15 protein-coding genes are annotated in these 17,049 nt (G+C 50.4%); 4 read left to right on the top strand and 11 right to left on the bottom strand.

Annotated features, from left to right (window positions below):
• Positions 1 to 41: 41 nt before the first annotated feature.
• From LIZ87_RS00150 to LIZ87_RS00140, 3 genes are read right to left on the bottom strand one after another with little or no spacing between them, the layout of a single operon-like run.
• Positions 42 to 2,750: a methyl-accepting chemotaxis protein gene (locus LIZ87_RS00150; RefSeq protein ID WP_227144687.1), complete on the bottom strand. Its 2,709-nt coding sequence runs from the start codon at positions 2,748 to 2,750 to the stop codon at positions 42 to 44.
• The gene (locus LIZ87_RS00145; protein WP_227144685.1) at positions 2,747 to 5,065 is read right to left on the bottom strand and encodes an efflux RND transporter permease subunit; all 2,319 of its coding nucleotides are present in this window, start codon (positions 5,063 to 5,065) and stop codon (positions 2,747 to 2,749) included. The genes LIZ87_RS00150 and LIZ87_RS00145 overlap by 4 nt, the downstream gene beginning before the upstream one ends.
• 33 nt (positions 5,066 to 5,098) lie before the next feature.
• On the bottom strand, positions 5,099 to 6,025 hold the full coding sequence (locus LIZ87_RS00140) for an N-acetylmuramoyl-L-alanine amidase family protein (RefSeq protein ID WP_227144683.1): 927 nt from the start codon (positions 6,023 to 6,025) through the stop codon (positions 5,099 to 5,101).
• A gap of 255 nt (positions 6,026 to 6,280) precedes the next feature.
• On the opposite strand from LIZ87_RS00140, the gene LIZ87_RS00135 reads away from it, so the two are divergent.
• Complete coding sequence (locus LIZ87_RS00135; protein ID WP_178316319.1) at positions 6,281 to 6,877, top strand: TetR/AcrR family transcriptional regulator; 597 nt, start codon at positions 6,281 to 6,283, stop codon at positions 6,875 to 6,877.
• Between the two features lie 87 nt (positions 6,878 to 6,964).
• Positions 6,965 to 8,197 carry a class I SAM-dependent rRNA methyltransferase gene (locus LIZ87_RS00130; RefSeq protein ID WP_227144681.1) on the top strand — a complete coding sequence of 411 codons (1,233 nt, stop codon included), beginning with the start codon at positions 6,965 to 6,967 and terminating at the stop codon, positions 8,195 to 8,197.
• Between the two features lie 143 nt (positions 8,198 to 8,340).
• Here LIZ87_RS00130 and LIZ87_RS00125 read toward each other — a convergent pair whose 3' ends face one another.
• The 4 genes from LIZ87_RS00125 to LIZ87_RS00110 all read right to left on the bottom strand — a co-directional run bounded on the left by LIZ87_RS00125 (position 8,341) and on the right by LIZ87_RS00110 (position 10,848).
• The gene (locus LIZ87_RS00125) at positions 8,341 to 9,489 is read right to left on the bottom strand and encodes a tyrosine-type recombinase/integrase (RefSeq protein ID WP_227144679.1); all 1,149 of its coding nucleotides are present in this window, start codon (positions 9,487 to 9,489) and stop codon (positions 8,341 to 8,343) included.
• 31 nt (positions 9,490 to 9,520) lie between these two features.
• Positions 9,521 to 9,772 carry a DUF6809 family protein gene (locus LIZ87_RS00120; RefSeq protein WP_227144677.1) on the bottom strand — a complete coding sequence of 84 codons (252 nt, stop codon included), beginning with the start codon at positions 9,770 to 9,772 and terminating at the stop codon, positions 9,521 to 9,523.
• A 149-nt stretch (positions 9,773 to 9,921) separates the two neighbouring features.
• A complete protein-coding gene (locus LIZ87_RS00115) occupies positions 9,922 to 10,122 on the bottom strand; it encodes a hypothetical protein (protein WP_227144675.1) in 201 nt (66 codons plus the stop codon).
• A 441-nt stretch (positions 10,123 to 10,563) separates the two neighbouring features.
• On the bottom strand, positions 10,564 to 10,848 hold the full coding sequence (locus tag LIZ87_RS00110; protein WP_227144673.1) for a hypothetical protein: 285 nt from the start codon (positions 10,846 to 10,848) through the stop codon (positions 10,564 to 10,566).
• 314 nt (positions 10,849 to 11,162) lie between these two features.
• On the opposite strand from LIZ87_RS00110, the gene LIZ87_RS00105 reads away from it, so the two are divergent.
• Both LIZ87_RS00105 and LIZ87_RS00100 read left to right on the top strand, forming a co-directional pair.
• Positions 11,163 to 11,393, top strand: coding sequence for a helix-turn-helix domain-containing protein (locus LIZ87_RS00105; RefSeq protein ID WP_227144671.1), 231 nt, complete (start codon positions 11,163 to 11,165; stop codon positions 11,391 to 11,393).
• Positions 11,394 to 11,397: 4 nt separating this feature from the next.
• Entirely contained in the window at positions 11,398 to 11,946 is a 549-nt protein-coding gene (locus LIZ87_RS00100; RefSeq protein ID WP_227144669.1) for a Uma2 family endonuclease, read from the top strand.
• A gap of 1,219 nt (positions 11,947 to 13,165) precedes the next feature.
• On the opposite strand, the gene LIZ87_RS00095 is transcribed toward LIZ87_RS00100, so the two are convergent.
• The 4 genes from LIZ87_RS00095 to LIZ87_RS00080 form a co-directional block, all read right to left on the bottom strand.
• Entirely contained in the window at positions 13,166 to 14,152 is a 987-nt protein-coding gene (locus LIZ87_RS00095; protein WP_227144667.1) for a sigma-70 family RNA polymerase sigma factor, read from the bottom strand.
• Positions 14,153 to 14,227: 75 nt separating this feature from the next.
• Complete coding sequence (locus LIZ87_RS00090; protein WP_227144664.1) at positions 14,228 to 14,560, bottom strand: hypothetical protein; 333 nt, start codon at positions 14,558 to 14,560, stop codon at positions 14,228 to 14,230.
• A gap of 238 nt (positions 14,561 to 14,798) precedes the next feature.
• Positions 14,799 to 16,640 (bottom strand): bifunctional DNA primase/polymerase, encoded by a 1,842-nt coding sequence (locus tag LIZ87_RS00085; protein WP_227144662.1) that lies wholly within the window; start codon positions 16,638 to 16,640, stop codon positions 14,799 to 14,801.
• On the bottom strand, positions 16,625 to 17,047 hold the full coding sequence (locus LIZ87_RS00080) for a hypothetical protein (RefSeq protein ID WP_227144660.1): 423 nt from the start codon (positions 17,045 to 17,047) through the stop codon (positions 16,625 to 16,627). Before LIZ87_RS00080 ends, LIZ87_RS00085 begins: the two co-directional genes overlap by 16 nt.
• Positions 17,048 to 17,049: the final 2 nt, after the last annotated feature.

Genomic DNA, 17,049 nt, shown 5'->3' with positions numbered 1-17,049 from the left:
ATATTAACTATTTTTATTGTGCATTTTGTATAAGTTTATTCTCAACGGTTTTTGAAAATAGAGATAATCGCCTGCCACATCTGGACTAATACATTCCACATGCGACGCAGTGGGCTCACATTTTCCTTTTCCCCTTCTGCGTCCAACAGCTTGTTTTCTTCGCTGTCCAGGCTGATCTCGTCAGTCCTCAGCACGATCTGCAGAGTATTGGGCTCTTCGTTTTCAGAGGAGGTGAAGGAGACCTTTTTCTCCGATGGATCCATGAACAGAAAACGATTCTCTGTATCAAATTTATCCAGCTGGCTGTCAACAGTGTCCTTCATGGTCCTTCCTGCCTGGCGCATGGCTGTGGTGCTGTCAAGAATGCTTAGGCTCTTATCAAGAAGCTCCAGACTGGCCCCTAAGCTGTCCCTGGCTGCTGCGTCTGCATCCTCGCTGGTGGCCCTCAGGGTATTCTGAACGATCGTCATAGTGCTGATCCCGCTGTTTAAAGCTTCTGTGGTACGATCAACCAGCTCCTTTGAATCATCCAGAGCCTCCTGAAGATCGGGATAATACACATCCAGTGAATCATTCAGGGCTGTGATATCCTCGATCAGGTAATCCAGGTTGTCGATCAGCTCACGGCTGTATTTGGCAGAATCTGCCGTATTGTCCATGAGGTTTGACATGAGGACGGTAAGGGAGCGGCTGGTTTTGGATATCTCCTCCAGGGTGCCTTTTCTCTTCTGGAGAAGGGCTAAAAGCTCTGATGCGGTGAGCGTCATATCTGTGGGATCTCCTACCAGAGGTGCTTCTTTTCTGATAATGGAGGCCAGAGGGGTTCCCTCCGTCTGACTGCCGTCAGATGATGCGGAGGAACTGTTATCCTGGCTGGTATCCTGTGAGCTGCCGCTGTCGGAGGCTGTGCTTTGGCCTGAGCTTTCAGCGCTGTTGTTTTCGCTGCCGGATGTGCCGCCCTGACCGGGATCTGCGGAGGAACTGCCTGCTGTATTCTCTGAGGAACTGCTGCTTCCGGCTCCGCCATCGGCTTTGTCCTGGGTGTCTTCGGTGGGCTGGGATCCGGCGGATCCTGTGGCTCCGTTGCTTTCGCCTTCCTGGCCTCCTGTAGTTCCGGTGCTTCCGCCTGGCTGGTTTCCTCCGGCTCCGCCTTCCTGGCCTCCTGTAGTTCCGGTGCTTCCGTCTGGCCTATTTCCCCCGGTTCCGCTGCTTCCGCCTTCCTGGTTTCCTCCGGCTGCACTGCTTCCGCCTTCCTGGTTTCCCCCAACTCCGCTGCTTCCGCCCGCCTGGTTTCCTCCGGCTGCACTGCTTCCGCCTTCCTGGTTTCCTCCGGCTGCACCGCTTCCGCCTTCCTGGTCTCCTTCGGCTCCGCTACTTCCGCCTTCCTGATTTCCTCCGGCTCCGCTGCTTCCGCCCGCCTGATCTCCTGCTGCCCCGGCTGCTGTGCCGGAGGATCCGGAGGACTGGGAGCCGGATTTCTTTGGCTTATCTGCCTCCAGCTCCAGATCATAGTAATCCATATCGATCTCCTGAAGCGTATCCGGCAGGTCCTTAAGGGCTGTGAGAATGGCTTGCTCATTGGCCTGGAATCTGGCGTCCAGGGCCATAAGGGTTTCCATCTCCTTCTGGATATCAGGGAGCTCATCCGCTATAGCATCAGCGCTGCTCTCAATGTTCCGGAGCCTGGTATGGAGCTTTCTCAAAGGCTCCTGCATTTCTCCCATGGTCGCCACGATATCGTTCATGCTGTTATGCAGGATCTCTGAGGTCTCCTTTGCTGTCTGGATATGTGGAACCATGGCCTCCATCTGCTGTGACAATGCGGTAAGGGCATTTAATGCCTCGTCATTTCCAGCCAGGATGCTGTCCTTTGCACCGCTCCACTTCTGCCTTGCCCGCTCCGCGGAGGCTGCTCCGGATTTTGCCTGGTTTACGCCCTCTCGCATGGCTTCCACAGATTCTGCCATCTGCTCCAGGCTGTCATAAAGCTGGTCCCCGGCATCTCTCCAGGTATCCTTTGCCTCCTTTAAGTCCTTGATGTGCTCCAGATCCTCCATGGTTCCCGGCATCATCGTCATAAGCACGCCTGTGGTCTCAAAGCTGTCAGTGCCCATACGCACCTTGTAATCTCCCTCCTCGCCCGGAAGAGCTGTAAATACCACTGCGGTCGTCTCTCCCATGTTCTGAGTCTGGGAGCCCTCTGCCTCCACACTGTAGCAGGTGGACAGATCCACAGGCACTGCCACCACAAGGAGCATGTTGTTGCGGTAGTAGAGCGCTGCCTTCTCATTTGGAACTGCCTTTACATGAATCTCCACCAGACCCGATGCTCCGGCCAGCTTTTCCCCATCCATGGGAACGCCGTTCAGCTTATAGGAAACATCAAAATTCCAGGGAAGCTCCACCGTCTTCGTATCCATGGCGCATTTATAGTAAAACCGTCCTGTCCGGCCTTCCGGAAGATTCCAGGTAACGCTTCCATCTCCCAGCTCCGGCTGTTCAGGGCCAGTCATATTATCTACAGATAGATAATCTCCGTAATCGATAAATGTCTGTTTACCGTTGAGGCTGCATCCCTTCACCACGTTGATCTTGGCGGGCCTTCCGTAGTAATCCAGATTGACATACATGGTCTCATCCGTTGCCACAGAGGCCTCTGCACCGTATGCGGGAAGGCTTCCTCCTGCTCCTGTTCCGATAACTGCAGCTGCCAGCAAGGCTGCAGTCAGCTGTCTATGTCTGATCTTCATTGCTTCTCACCTCCGATAGCCGGTTCTTTCTGATAAAAATCTCCGCCTGATTCCAGTTTGGCAGCCTCTGCACCGGCATCCCCGGCTCCGGCTGTCCCGACCCGGTCTGCCACGGCCTTCAGTCCTTTCTTAATCAGTTCCTTCCGCCTTTCATGGCGCTTTTTCAGCATTTTCTGCAGGCGGTCCCACTCATTGCTGGTAACGATCCTGTCAAACAGTACCAGAAGAGCCGGAAGGACTGTCAGCACTAAGATAGAGCTCAGCAGACCGCCCCTGCCGATCAGATGGCCGATATCCCTGATCGCCGCTGTACTGGAAATAAAGCGGATAATATATCCTGCCAGGACAATAATTCCCCCTGATGTAAATATGGAAGGACAGGAGAGCATAACTGCTTCAATGCAGGCCTCCTTTTTCGGCATCCGCTTTCTGCTGGACACGTAATTGTTTGCAAGAAGGATGGAGTAATCCACCGTTGCTCCAAGCTGTATGCTGCTGACAATGATATATCCCATATATCCCATGGTTTCCCCTGTCAGATAGGGGATCGTCATATTGAGGAAGATCGCCACCTCAATGGGCACCATCACCAGAAGAGGAACGATCAGGGAGCGGAAGCTGGACATTACCACAAAGAACACACCTAATAGCGACAGCATGTTGACCCTGGCATTGTCCGCTGTGATCGTAGTCTTGATATCCCTGGTAGAAGGCGTCTCCCCTACCAGATAGGAGTCCTCCGGGTAATAGCGCTTCACGATCCCTTCGATTTCGTCCATGCACCGGAAGGCCTGATCGCTCTCTGCCTTTGTACGTATGTAGATCAGCATGCGGCAGGCATCCTTCGTGTGGAGCTGGCTGGTCATGGAATAGGGAAGGAACTCCTCCGGTATGCCTTCCGGAAGCGTATTCGCCAGGGAGGTCACGCTTTTCACATAGGGAAGCTCCTCTATGACATCTGACATTTCCTTTTCCGCTATGGGGGAGGTGTTGGGATACAGGGCCAGCATCATATTGCTGCGCCCAAACTGCTCCACGATCGCCTGGTCGTCTGCATACACCTGGGTTCCCTCGCTGGCTCCCACGGAACTGTTGCCGTACACAAAGTCGTTCATGCTCTGGGCCACGTAAGCCGGGGGTGTAAGGAGGAGCATAATTGCCAGGGAAACGTAGCGCAGCTTATATATCTTCTCAGCCAGGCCGCGGAACGCAGGAAGAAAGGGGCGGTGCCTGGTCCTCTCATTCCACTTTGCAAATTTCAGGATCATGGCAGGCATTAAAAACAACACTGTAATAAGGCTGAACACAATACCCTTTGCCAGCACCAGGCCCATATCAAAGCCGATGGCAAATTTCATGAACACAAGAGCCAAAAATCCTACGATAGTGGTAAGACTGCTGGCAAAAATGGAGTTGATAGCCGCATCAATGGCATTTGTCATAGCCTCCTCCTCCCCCAGGCCCTTTCTCCGCTCACGCTCAAATGCGTCCAGCAGGAAAATGGAGTAATCCATGGAGGTGGCAAGCTGAAGCACCATTGCCACGTTGTTTGTGAGGAAGGACACCGTACCGATGAAAATATTGCTGCCCCTGTTTAACAGGATCGCAACTCCCATGACCAGTAAAAACAGGATGGGCTCCGTCCAGGCATTGGTGGTGATGCACAGCACCACAAAGATCATCACCACGGACACGGACATGATCCTGCTCATCTCACTTTCCATGTTTTCTGTCAGAGACTTTGTCTGTACTGCCATCCCTACATAGTAGCCCTTATCACCGGTCAGGGCCTTCATCTCGTCAATGGCCGCCGAGGTGCGCACCGAGGTATCTCCTTCGTCAAAGGTGATGTCCATCACCGCACAGCTGTCCTTGTAATAGTCTTCAATATCCTTTTCGTTGATAAAATCTTCGCCGGAATAAATGTTTACCACAGAGTCGCACCAGAGTATCTGGTCCACTCCGTCAATAGCCTCCAGCTTATCCTTGTACTGCTTTGCTTCATACAGAGTGACATCCTTTAACATCAGCCGGCCTGTTCCTGGATAGCCGAACTCCTCCCTCATCAGTTCAAGCCCTATGTGGGAGGATACGGTATCCGGCAGATACTCTGTCAGGTCATAATTGACATTGACAAAGAGCATGGCGATCAGTGAGAAAATGCAGCCTGCAAGAAAGATGCCCCCGATCCAGCTCTGTTTATGTATGATGAACCTGGCCAGGCGGACAGACAGCTTTTCCTTCCCGCTGTCCTTACTATGAAAGTCCTGCCGGCGGGCGCATGTGGATTTCCTTTTTAAAGCATTCCATTTCATAACCGATTACTCCTTACACGCAGTCTCTGCTGCCTACCGCAGGAATATTACCATAAACTGCTGTTTTCCATTTTTTTCCATATGGGCAATACCCAGATAGCGGTAGTACTCCAGGGAATATTTCCTGTCCCGCTTTCCGTCAAACCTGTGCTCCATCCGCTCCATTACCTTGTCATAGGCCTCGTCCGCGTCCTCACAATTTCTGATGTAGAGCTCCAGGCAGGAGGCATTTTTCCGATAGGGCACTGCTGCCAGATAGTCCTTTAAGCTGCCTTCTCCAGGGATACGCTCGTCTGCATAGCCCTGCTCCACGGCAGCCTCCAGCCGGTGGGAAGCAATCTCCTTCAGGGCTGTCTCCACCCAAAAGCCTGCAAAGCGGTCATAGCTGGTGTGCATATCCCCATCGTATTCCTCTTCCCTGTCCGGGTATTCGTCAAAATATTGCTCCCGTTTTTCCTCGCTTAAGCTGTCAAACAGCGCCTGCTCCTCCTCATCGAAGCAGCCCGCTGTGTAGGAGCCGCCTCCTGTGTTTTCCAGCCATCGGGAGGAGAGGAGGGACCCGTCTTCTGCAAACTGGTAAACGCCGTTGTCCAGCACCATTTCTCCCAGGTTCATACCGCCATCCTGGTGAAAATAGTACCATTTTCCCCCGATCTCCTTCCAGCCTACAGCCATAACACCGTCCTCCCCCAGATAATACCGCCGTCCACTGTCATCAAGCCAGCCGTGGAAGACGGTGCCGTCCGGATTCAGCCAGTACCAGGACTGCTCCATTTTTACCCAGCCCCGGAAGCCTGCAGCCTGGGCAGCTCCGGCCTCCTGCAGCACTGCAGTCCGGGCCGTGCTGCCGTCTGCTTGCGCCAAAGCCTCCTCTGCCCGTATCTCCAGCCCCGGCCAGCCTGCCAAAAGCCCCAGGACACACATGGTACTCCACAGCATTCTATGCTTTAAGACCTTCATTCCATCATCTCCCGCTGACAACTATTATATGAAATATCCGCCTTTTATATCATTAAACAACTTTAATTATAATAATTGACTTTTGTCTATTTATTAACTATAATGGATTATACTGAAATATGGAAAAAATACAATGATTAATTTTTGTTCGTTTGGCTATTAATGGACATTTCATTATATTTTGTCTAATATCCAGCCATTAAATATTTGTAAATTTTTTTCAACAAAGGAACGGGAAAAGAAAGGAATCATGCTATGGGCGCAGAATCAATTGACCGCAGAGTGCGAAAGACCAGAAAACAGCTCCGCGAATGTCTTATTGCCTTATTAAAGGAAAAGAAGGTGCAGGACATCACAGTCCGGGAGCTGACAGATATGGCAGATCTAAACAGAGGTACGTTTTATCTTCATTATAAAGATGTATTTGACCTGCTGGAGAAGACAGAGGCTGAGCTTTTAGCAGATTTTAATACTCTTGTGATGAAGCATGATGCGGCGGATCTGAAGCAGCGCCCCTTTACTGTCTTCCACGAGGTCTACAGCCTTGTATATAAGAATGCGGACCTGATCGAGATCCTCATAGGCGAAAACGGCGATATGAATTTCGTCAACCGCCTAAAGCAGCTGGTGCGGGAGAAATGCCTGCGGGACTGGATGGAGGTGTACCGCTTTGGCAATCCTGAGGTCTTTGACGCCTTCTTCTCCTTCATCGTCTCAGGCTGTGTGGGGCTGGTACAGAACTGGCTGGAGACAGGCTTGAAGGAGACACCGGAACAGCTCTCCAGGCTCACAGAGCAGATCATCACCTTAGGGATAGGTGTTCTGGAAAAGAATCCCTATGCGATGGAATAAAAATGTGTTATGATACCTCAGGAACCATGCCAGCGGCCATACAGGTGCTGCTGGCATTGCAAGTTATCAATACTACAGGAGAATCCTATGAGCAGAGAACATTTATATGAAGAAAAGGCCTGCGTCCGCATCAAAAAGGGCACAGGGCGTTCCCTAAAGGCAGGCGGAGCCTGGATATATGACAATGAGATCGACACCATTACCGGAGAGTACGAGGATGGCTGTCTGGCGTCCGTGGAGGATTTTGACGGCTATCCCCTGGGCCACGGCTTTCTCAATACAAAATCTAAGCTGACCGTGCGCATGCTGTCCAGGAAAAAGGATGCTGTTATCAATGATGCCTTTATCGAAATGCGGGTGCGCAATGCCTGGGAGTACCGGAAGGCCACAGTGGATACCTCCAGCTGCCGCCTTATCTTTGGGGAAGCTGACTTCCTTCCCGGCATTGTCATTGACAAGTTTTCCGATGTGCTGGTGGTGGAATCCCTGGCACTGGGCATTGACCGTTTAAAGCCGGTTATTATAGAAAAGTTGATCCAGGTGCTGGAGGAGGACGGCTATCACATCCGCGGCATCTATGAGAGGAGCGATGCAAAGGTACGGCTTCAGGAGGGCATGGAACGCTTCAAGGGCTTTATCGGCGAGCCCTTTGACACCTCTGTGGAGATCGTGGAAAATGACGTTCTCTACATGGTGGATGTAAAGGACGGCCAGAAGACAGGATTTTTCCTCGACCAGAAATACAACCGCCGGGCCATCCAGGATTTGTGCCGCCGCGTGCAGCCGGACCAGGTGCTGGACTGCTTTACCCATACAGGCTCCTTTGCCTTAAATGCGGGCAGGGCCGGAGCCAGAAAGGTGCTGGGCGTGGATGCCTCAGAGCTGGCCATCAGCCAGGCGCGGGAAAATGCAGCCTTAAACGGCCTCTCTGAGCGCGTCTCCTTCCAGTGCGCCGATGTATTTGACCTTCTTCCAAGGCTGGAGCAGGAGGGACGCAGGTTTGATGTGGTGATCCTGGATCCCCCGGCATTTACAAAATCACGAAGCTCCATCAAGAACGCCGTCAAAGGCTACCGTGAGATCAACCTGCGCGGCATGAAGCTGGTAAAGGACGGCGGATACCTGGCCACCTGCTCCTGCTCCCACTTCATGGACCCGGAGCTGTTCACAAAGACCATCCGCGAGGCAGCAAACAATGTCCACAAGCGCCTCCGCCAGATCGAATACAGGACCCAGGCCGCAGACCACCCGATCCTGTGGGCTGCCGATGAGTCCTATTATCTGAAGTTTTATATTTTTCAGGTGGTGGATGAGAAATAGGGTGGAACTTGCCTGTAAATACAGGCCTTTTTGACCGCCACAAGGCTGCGAAAACCAATTCTGACACACCCTTTGACACACCTTTTTCTTAAAATGTATAAAAGCAGGCCGTCAGCTCTCTCCAAAGCTGCGGCCTGTTTCGTTCATAAAGCTGCTGTGATTTTCTTCATCTCCTGCCGTTTGGTACTCTCCATTACATCCACATACAGATCAACCGTCATTGCAAAGGTGCTGTGTCCCAGGATCGCCTGAAGCACTTTAGGCTCCATCCCGTTTTCAATACATCGAGTGGCAAAGCAATGTCTCAATGTGTGAAATGTGCAAGTACCGATCTCCACCCCCTTCTCCTTCAATCTCTCGACAATGACCCTCTGATCCTTTCTTACATTTGTGTCATAATGAGGCGTTCCGTTATTGGACGTAAATACCAAATTCTCCATCCCCTCTAATGGCTGCCAGTATTTCCCGGCCATCAAACGCTGATGGAGCTGTGTTTTACGCCAGTCCTTAAGCAGACAATATGCTTCACTCCCCTTCTCAATGGGAATGATCCTCCTGCTTGCCGATGATTTTGGGGTATCCAGGTATTTCCCTTTCCCTGGTGAGTAACACAGTGTATGCGTGATTCTTATTTCTCCCGTCTGGAAATCTACATCAGACCACTGAAGGCCCAGCACCTCCCCGATCCGCATCCCAGTTAAGCTTGCCAGCCGATACAATGGATAATAGTGGCTCTCTTTCGCTGCCTCCAAAAATAGGCGCTGTGTTTCTTCGGTTAGCGCGCCACGTTTCTCCTGCTTTTTGAATTTGGGCGGCGTTGTATTATCCATTGGATTCTTTGCAATAATACCATTACGTACTGCCTGACGAATTGCATCGTATAGCAGGAAATTGATTGTTGATGCTACCGATTTGGAATATTTTCCTGCAGCTTCATTAATAAACCGTTGGATCATATCAGCCCGGAGCATTTTTAGCTTTCTGCTGCCAAACTCTTTCTTAATATACCGATCATACACATTTCTGTATAGGTTTAGCGTGGATTCCTTGCAATCTGCCGCCTTGTAGACTTCCAGCCATTCCTTGAACCACACATCAAATATAATGTTCTGCTCTTTGGAATATAGGCCGTGTTCCACCTCATAGCGCTTATCTCGCATAGCTTTCTTTGCTTCCGCCAGTTTGCGGCTGTACCCGGAGTATGTAAATCCATTATATTTGAACCTCCACATATAACGCCCATCCTTACGCAGCGTTATACCCGTTGGGAGCGCCTTGCTTTCGTTTGCCACATGCTCACATCCTTTCTGATTAGGCAGAGGCCTAGTCTGCCCCCAGCCTTTCCAGGCATTCCATCATAAAAGCCACGCCATATTTGAAGCCGCTGATAAAACCGTACTCCTGGCTGCAGCAGCTAATCTCCAGGCAGATCTCCTCCACCTCTTCAAAATCTTCCCGGCCTCTTAAAGGCGCCTTTATCTTTTCTATTTCCCGGTGCAGAGGCCATTGCATTTCTGCTGTCTGGGTAAGCTCACCATAAATGAGTCCATATATTTCTTTTAATAAATGAATCATACTTATCCTTTCTGTTGCGATTTCGCAATACTATTTTGCCAGAGAAAGCAGGTGGTAAGGCTGCCTCCTCATGGCTGCCGCACTGTCGCAGCGGCCAGCGGCTTCGGTGGGATTATATCTTTGAAAATCTATGCGAAAAGCCAATTGTTTTATATTTCTGTATTTTTCCGCTTTCTCTCAATCACCTGATCAAAAGCAGCATTTAGGTATCTTTCCGCCAATGGATGAAGATGCCCGGCCTCTGCCATTTTCTCCGTCATCCCAGGACGAAACTGCTCCAGCTCCTCTATACTCATTTTGAACAGCTCGCGGAGCAGTTCTAATGTAAGCGCTTCAATCTCTGTATCCATAATCTAAGGTTCTTCCTTCTCCAGGAGAACACATAACTGCTGCATCGGTAATTTCTCCTTTACTTTTTGATTGCAAAGGGGCCAATCTATGGTATAATCAGACTATCCCCTCTGCATTGGTGTGTGGTTGGGTATTCTTTTATCAGCCCTGTGCGTTTGCCGACGCCAGGGCTTTTTGATACCCTGTTTTTATGTTACATTTTGGTGTTTTATGTCTAGGGTGGTATATTTCTACCCTCATGGTATTTAAAGCCGAAATTGGGTGATTTCATGCCCCACAACTTTCCCCACAGCCTCCCCGTCAAGCCCCCTTTCCTTGATGATCTCCAAATACTTGCCCACATTCAGCCTCATTCTTCTTAACTCCTCTCTTATGGTATGTGTCCCGGCAGAGGGCCTGTGTAGTTACCGCTACTCCCTCTGCCGGATGCTTTTCTTTTATCAGCCCTGCGCGCTTATCGTGAACCTCATTGCCTGTGACTGGCCCATGTACTTTTGATAGAGTTTTGGATGATCCGCAGCAAAGGCCTTTGTGTTGAACTTGTTGCTGACGATTGCCTTAAATCTCACGATCCAGTCTCCGGCAGAGGCTTCCTCCTGGCCTCTGACCTTAAGCTCCTTTTTGATCTCCTCCTGCAGGGCCTCCATCTGCTTCTCGATGGCCTTTTTCTCGGCCTCCAGGCGCTTAAGCTCCGCTACCTTCTTCGTTAATGTGCGTTCTGACATCTTGTGATCTCCTTTCTTCTCAGTCCTTCAAGCATCTTCCTGGCTATTGTTCGCCTCCCTGGCACATCCTCACAGGTATATGGCTTGAAGTTTTGGGGCCTTTCGGGCTTCCCGGCTGGTTTTGTTTTCCTTTGATGATTATATTATGCATCAATTTTAGAGTATAATCCATTGGCATTATACACATATTTTAGAGTATGTTTTCGTTAAAAATGTACATTGTTTTTAGAGCACATTCCCGTTATAATAAAGGCATAATAGGAGAGGTGCCTTTATTTTTACTTCCCCATTAAATCAATCAGAGGAGGATTCTCATGGGACACATTGTTTTTAATAAACTCCTTGCCCTCATGGAAGAAAAAGGGGTGACTACTTACCGCATCCGCAAAGAGAAAATCATTTCAGAAGGTACGCTTCAAAGCATCCGAAAAGGGAAAAGCATCACCACGGATTCCATTGCATCTCTCTGTGAAGTTCTTAACTGCCAGCCCGGGGACATAATGGAGTATGTACCAGATCAACAGCCACCACAGGAAGGAGCGTGAGCCTATGGCATTACCGCAGAAACGTATTTACACAGAAGAAGATTATTACAGCACCCCGGAGGATGTACGTGTGGAGTTGATCAATGGTCAATTCTTCTATCAGGCCGCCCCTAGCCGGGCCCATCAGCAGATACTCGGCGGCCTCTATGCCACAATCCATAATTATATCAAGGCAAAAGGCGGGCCTTGTCAGGTCTATCCTGCTCCTTTTGCCGTCAAGCTAAAGGCAGACCAAAAGAATATTGTTGAGCCAGATATTTCTGTGATCTGTGATCCCAATAAACTTACCGACCGTGGTTGCACCGGCGCGCCTGACTGGATCATTGAGATTGCCTCTCCAGCCAATTCCAGCCATGATTATATCCGCAAGCTGAACCTTTACGCCGATGCTGGCGTCCGGGAATACTGGATCGTAAATCCCATGAAACGCACTGTCTATGTGTACCACCTGGAGGAAAAGCAATTTGAAACTACAGCTTATGGCCCAAATGATACGGTAAGGGTTAATATTTACGATGACTTCTCCATTGATTTTAAAGATATCGGCCTTTAAGGCTATTACTCGCCGCTCCTGAATGGGGCGGTCTTTTTACGTCCTCCTGCGGTCAATGTCATGCCCGACCAGAATACCGATCAGGCAACCTAAGCCGATTACTATGTACCTCATATCCTCACCTTCCTCCTGGTTCCATTGCTTTTCAAGGCCAATTTTCCCCTTCTTACCCCTACGCCCTTATATTTTCTACCCTCATGGCATTTAAAGCCGAAATTGGGTGATTTTGCATAGGCAGCGCTGCTGTTCGCAACATTTCCGGCGCTGCCTATCCCCCGGAGAGGTTGCCAGGCATTTTCTTAACGTTTGGATACCGACGTCCAACCTGTTTACATAATTTTTTCCCAGATCGGCTTTCTCATGCTTCAAGCCTCTGCCTCGTGGTTTGGTAACGCAACGTTCGGAACGAAATCGTAAACGTTCGGAACGCTTTAAGAATCGCCACGCCTTGATTTTACTTGATTTTATCAGGATTTCTTAAATAATCGTCGTTTTGAAAATCACGAAAAACTCTAACATTTCCTAACATTCGTTTCGTTTTGGGAACATTGCTATTTGTGTTTGTTTTGGAAATTCTCCTGCGTAACAAAAAAAGTATGGTTTTGTAAGGTTTTTCCAAAAAGCGCCCGGTCTTTTTCTCAGATTTTCTCAGGTTTTCTCAGGTTCTCAGGAGATAGATATCTTTTACCGCATGCAAGCCTCTATCTTCTGTTGAAGCCTCTCACCAATCTCCACTCCCAGACGGTTAAGCTTTTTCCACTTCTTCATTTTCTTTCTCTTTCACGTTACCCTGTGCAGATACCCAGGGTGATCACACGGAAGTTGCGCCAGTGCAATTCGCCCAGCAGGGCAAAAACCGGCTTTACCACTCGTCCCGCAGGACGAGCCGATCTTGTCCACCAGATAATATTTATTTTCCCCGTAGATTGTCAGCTGCAGAGGCAGTCTACTCCGGAGCAGCTTCATACACCGCCGTTTCTTGCCGCAGATCGGCACGGCCACGGCATCCACTCCCAGAATTTAAACCGATTTTTTCAGCCGGAGGCCCACGGCTTCAACCAACACAGGCCTGCTCCTTTTTAGGGTATCGGAAATGACGGGTTTTGAAAAATGCAACGTTTGAGCTTGCATCAGCGTTCTTGCCGCTTCCTCACCGCTTCACTCAAGAGGTAATGCCGCCCATTTAGGTTTTTATATGAAACACTCAAAGCCATTTGGTTCACACTCCTCCTGATACTCCGCAAGTAGCCCTCTTCGTTTCCTTCCAGGCCTTCCGCTGTATCTCCTCTGCCGATTCCGTAAGCCGCAGCGCTGCCCTCTCCGTTGAGCTTGTCCAGGTTCGGTTGAATCGCTCCGATCCGCTTCCCCGCAGGGCCATGCTATAAATCTCCTCCGCCTCTGGAAGAAATGGCCGTAGTAGCTTCGCCCGTTTGGGATTGCGCAGCTTCCTCAAAGCCTGGTTATGTATCTGCCTCACCGCATCCGGCGTGGTTCCCTGCTGCCTGCCGATCTCTGCCAACGTCATGCCACCTTGATACCTCTGCCGAATCACGGCAGGCTCTTTCCCTGGCAGCTCGTCCACACAGGCCCACAGCACAGCGGCAAGCTCCTCATGCTGGAGCCGGTCCAGCGCATCCTTCTCCATATCCTCGTCAGAAGCCATCAGATCACCCACCGTGGCATTTTCCCCGCCGTCCTTATCACTGACAGGCGCATCCAGGCTGCCCAGCCGGATCATACAGGCGGCTTTCTTTAAGCTCCTGATCTGCTCCAGGGTGAAGCCCATGAGATAGGCCGCCTCTCTATCTGAGGGCTCCCGGCCATATTCCAGTTTGAAGGAATTGCAAAGGCGCTTATACTGCTGCAGCTTCTCCAGGCAATGCACCGGCAGCCGCAGGCACTTCCCGTTCATCTGCAAGTATCGCTGCATCCTCTGGCGGATATGATACTCCGCATAGGTCAGAAACTTCACTCCCTGGGCCGGATCGTAGCCGTCAATGGCCGGATAGAGGGCCAGATATCCCTCTTGCTCCAGGTCCTCCAGCTCTCCGCTGTCCCGGTACTTCCAGGCCACAGTATGAATAAACCGACGCACCTGGCTGTAAAGCTGCTCCATATTCCGGGCCACATCCTCCCCGGCTTCAATCCTGATCACAAGCTGCTCATTGGTTAATTTCTCGTGGTTCGCTCGTTGTTCATTTGACATCCGGCACACTCCTTTATATAATCAGATTATCAATCACAAAGGAGTGTACCTCTGCTGCCAGCTGGCCTGCTTGCCCTACAGGCCAGCCTCTTTCATTGCCATATCTATGTCTACAAATAATATCCGCATAGGGCACTTACTGCAATTGCCGCCATTAAATATGCCCTCAAGTTCAGACATTTCAAAATCCCCCAAAGCCTCCACGATCCCACAGATATGATAGCCTTGCTTTTCCAGCTCCTTCCGAATCCCGGCTATAATTTCTGTATCAGCTTCTACGCACTCTGGCGGTGCGACCGCCTGCATGGGCTTATGAAAGTGATTCCCATGGCCATCACAATAATCCACCATTAAGCTCCTGACCGTGACCGGCACACCGATTGCCCGAAATAATTCTGTAAATAACATATTTGCGTCCTCTCTTTTCTCTGATTATTCCATACACCGCCAACTTTCTTTACTCCGCCATTCTCATATACCCTTAAGCTTCGTGGCGGTGTATGGAAAAAACCTTGATTTTATGCGGCCTCCTCAATCACCGCCACTGGCGGTCTATGGGATCACCATTCTCTCAATCTCCGCCAAGGTGGCGGTGAATGGATAAACCCTTATAAAATATAGATTTTTTACCATACACCGCCAAGCTTCAACAGGATATAGGATCACTCAACTTACAATACACCTTTTTTTCTTTTCCAAATTCACGATACTTGTACATGATCTTTCCATCCTTCTTTAATTCCGCTTTAGCTCTCTCCAGTGTCCTACCAGAAATCCCCTGGGCCTTCATCATAGAATCAAGGTCAGCAGTCTCCCTTTCACCATCCTTTAGATAATCCAGAATAAACGCCTTTGCATCATTTCTCGCTGGTGTCTGGTGAGTGGATGCCTGAGCGGCCAGCACATAGTCTCTGTCCTTCTTGTCGGTGTATCCTTTAAACTCTACTTTTCCAGAATCAAGGCTAAAAAGTACCGTTTCCGCCTGTGGCCCGTAGTTGCTCTTCTCTTGAGATATGTAGCGCAGGCCTTCCTCTGCCTCTCCCGCAATTAATACGCTCCTGGCAATATCCCAAATATCCGCGCTGTCAGCAATCCGTTTTCTCCCCCACAGGCCTATCTGCTTATTGGTATGGACAATGATCAGGAACGTAGTGCCGTACTTCTCCCCCAGACCAATGAGGGCGCTCAGACAATCCCTCATAGCGTTCCTCTGCCCCATCTGAATATCAGGCGGAATAAAGCTCTGCAGGGGATCGAATACGACCAATGCAGGCCTGTGCTCCCTTATCAGCTCCTCCAGCAGGGGAGCGTTAAACTTGATTTCTGAGAAACGCTCATCCGACAAATAAAGGGAAAGCACTCTCCCTAGATCGGCTCCGGCCCGCCGTAGCTTTCCTTTTAGGGTGTATTCCGCTGAATCCTCGGAAGAAAAGAAGATCACCGTTCCCGGCTCATGTCTCCTTGTAAATGGATTATCTGAATTGAGAAAGCATGTGCTGCCGCTGCTTACCGCTGCTGCAATAGAACACCATATTGTGGTCTTTCCTGCTCCGCCGTCTCCGGCAAGAACTGTGATCTGTCCCTTCGGCATGTAATCTGTTATCAGCCATTCAGGCTCTTTTTCCTCCACGGTATCCATTGAAACAAGGCTGATCGGCTCTTTCCTCGCTGCCGGCTGAAAGCTGCCTGTCCTATGGTTATAGCTTGCTGCATAGGGCGCTGTACCCTTCTTGTACCGCTTAAGAACTGGAAATACTTCTCTTTCAAGCTCCTGATCCGTGAGCGGCGGCACACATTTGGCGTCATTCTCTGCCCGCACTGCGACCCGGATCGCTTCATCTGACAACCCTTTCGCCTGCTGGCTGCATACTAATTTAACCATGGTTTCTGTCCTCTGCCCTGCTGGTATCTGCTCCGGCAGCTCAAGCGGCTTTCTTTCCCACTTCTCCGGCACCGACCCCGCCAGGAAGTTAAAAACCGTGGCATTTGCCTCCGCCAGTGGATATTCATCCGGGGCTTGTTCCCATTCATAAGCATGGCCGTTGGGGTGTATACTGGGAGGCGCTACTATATAGCCTCCCTCACCTCTGACATCAATCCCCTCATAAATGCCTGTCCTGTTCTTTACAACCGACATATCCCGATAAAAGTAGTGGTATCCGCCCCTGCCAGTAATTGCAAGCCATGTATGACCAGGAAGCGCCCTATGCTGGGTTTCCCACTCTCTAAGGGTTTCCCGGCCGTCTATCCCTTTATCCTTGTCCACATCCAGATCAATCACCACCAGGCCGCCCGATGCACTTCCCGTAGCAATTCCGATATTGGCAGAGGGCCAGCGCGTCCACCAGCTTTCAATTTGTTCTGGAACTTTCGATGCATCCTTACAGCCATGCTCTGTAAGGGGCTGCTTTCCTCGCGGCTTGATTGGGAAAACCGCAAGCCCCATGCTTGCATAATACGCCGCCCACTGTTTCATATTTCCTGACATTCATTCTCTCCTGCGCTGGCAGAGACCTCCTGCCTTCTTAAAAGCTTTCTGGCTGACCGCAGGGCCAGCAACGTTTTCTTGCCTCTGCTCTCCAGCGTCCTTATAAACTCCTTTACCTCCTGGTCATTCCCTGGAAGAAAATAGCCACCGTCATCCTGGCAAGTGGAGAGTATCACTGCTCCGGCTGCCCGCTCCCTGGCAATCTGCTTTTGAAGCTCCCGGACTGACCCAAAACCCAGGAAATTGCATAATGCCTCTGAACTGACAGCGTTTTCCTTTCCCTCTGGCAGGATATCTGCCACGATCAAGGAAGTATTACCCGCAGGCTCCGCAGTTGCCGCTGCTCCCTGCATCGGTGTGTGGTTCTGATCCTCTTTTATCAGCCCTTTGCTCGTTCTGCTCTCCATAG

The sequence above is a fragment of the Lacrimispora sp. 210928-DFI.3.58 genome (genome assembly GCF_020554865.1).
In the GTDB taxonomy this organism is placed as follows: domain Bacteria; phylum Bacillota; class Clostridia; order Lachnospirales; family Lachnospiraceae; genus Enterocloster.
The sequence above is the reverse complement of the archived record's forward strand: the minus strand, read 5'-3'. Positions and strand labels throughout refer to the sequence as shown.

What these genes read in the sequence shown, in the direction of transcription:
- LIZ87_RS00150 (WP_227144687.1), bottom strand. Translation starts at nt 2,750, where the DNA reads ATGAAGATCAGACATAGACAGCTGACTGCAGCCTTGCTGGCAGCTGCA.
- LIZ87_RS00145 (WP_227144685.1), bottom strand. Translation starts at nt 5,065, where the DNA reads ATGAAATGGAATGCTTTAAAAAGGAAATCCACATGCGCCCGCCGGCAG.
- LIZ87_RS00140 (WP_227144683.1), bottom strand. Translation starts at nt 6,025, where the DNA reads ATGAAGGTCTTAAAGCATAGAATGCTGTGGAGTACCATGTGTGTCCTG.
- LIZ87_RS00135 (WP_178316319.1), top strand. Translation starts at nt 6,281, where the DNA reads ATGGGCGCAGAATCAATTGACCGCAGAGTGCGAAAGACCAGAAAACAG.
- LIZ87_RS00130 (WP_227144681.1), top strand. Translation starts at nt 6,965, where the DNA reads ATGAGCAGAGAACATTTATATGAAGAAAAGGCCTGCGTCCGCATCAAA.
- LIZ87_RS00120 (WP_227144677.1), bottom strand. Translation starts at nt 9,772, where the DNA reads ATGATTCATTTATTAAAAGAAATATATGGACTCATTTATGGTGAGCTT.
- LIZ87_RS00115 (WP_227144675.1), bottom strand. Translation starts at nt 10,122, where the DNA reads ATGGATACAGAGATTGAAGCGCTTACATTAGAACTGCTCCGCGAGCTG.
- LIZ87_RS00110 (WP_227144673.1), bottom strand. Translation starts at nt 10,848, where the DNA reads ATGTCAGAACGCACATTAACGAAGAAGGTAGCGGAGCTTAAGCGCCTG.
- LIZ87_RS00105 (WP_227144671.1), top strand. Translation starts at nt 11,163, where the DNA reads ATGGGACACATTGTTTTTAATAAACTCCTTGCCCTCATGGAAGAAAAA.
- LIZ87_RS00100 (WP_227144669.1), top strand. Translation starts at nt 11,398, where the DNA reads ATGGCATTACCGCAGAAACGTATTTACACAGAAGAAGATTATTACAGC.
- LIZ87_RS00095 (WP_227144667.1), bottom strand. Translation starts at nt 14,152, where the DNA reads ATGTCAAATGAACAACGAGCGAACCACGAGAAATTAACCAATGAGCAG.
- LIZ87_RS00090 (WP_227144664.1), bottom strand. Translation starts at nt 14,560, where the DNA reads ATGTTATTTACAGAATTATTTCGGGCAATCGGTGTGCCGGTCACGGTC.
- LIZ87_RS00085 (WP_227144662.1), bottom strand. Translation starts at nt 16,640, where the DNA reads ATGTCAGGAAATATGAAACAGTGGGCGGCGTATTATGCAAGCATGGGG.
- LIZ87_RS00080 (WP_227144660.1), bottom strand. Translation starts at nt 17,047, where the DNA reads ATGGAGAGCAGAACGAGCAAAGGGCTGATAAAAGAGGATCAGAACCAC.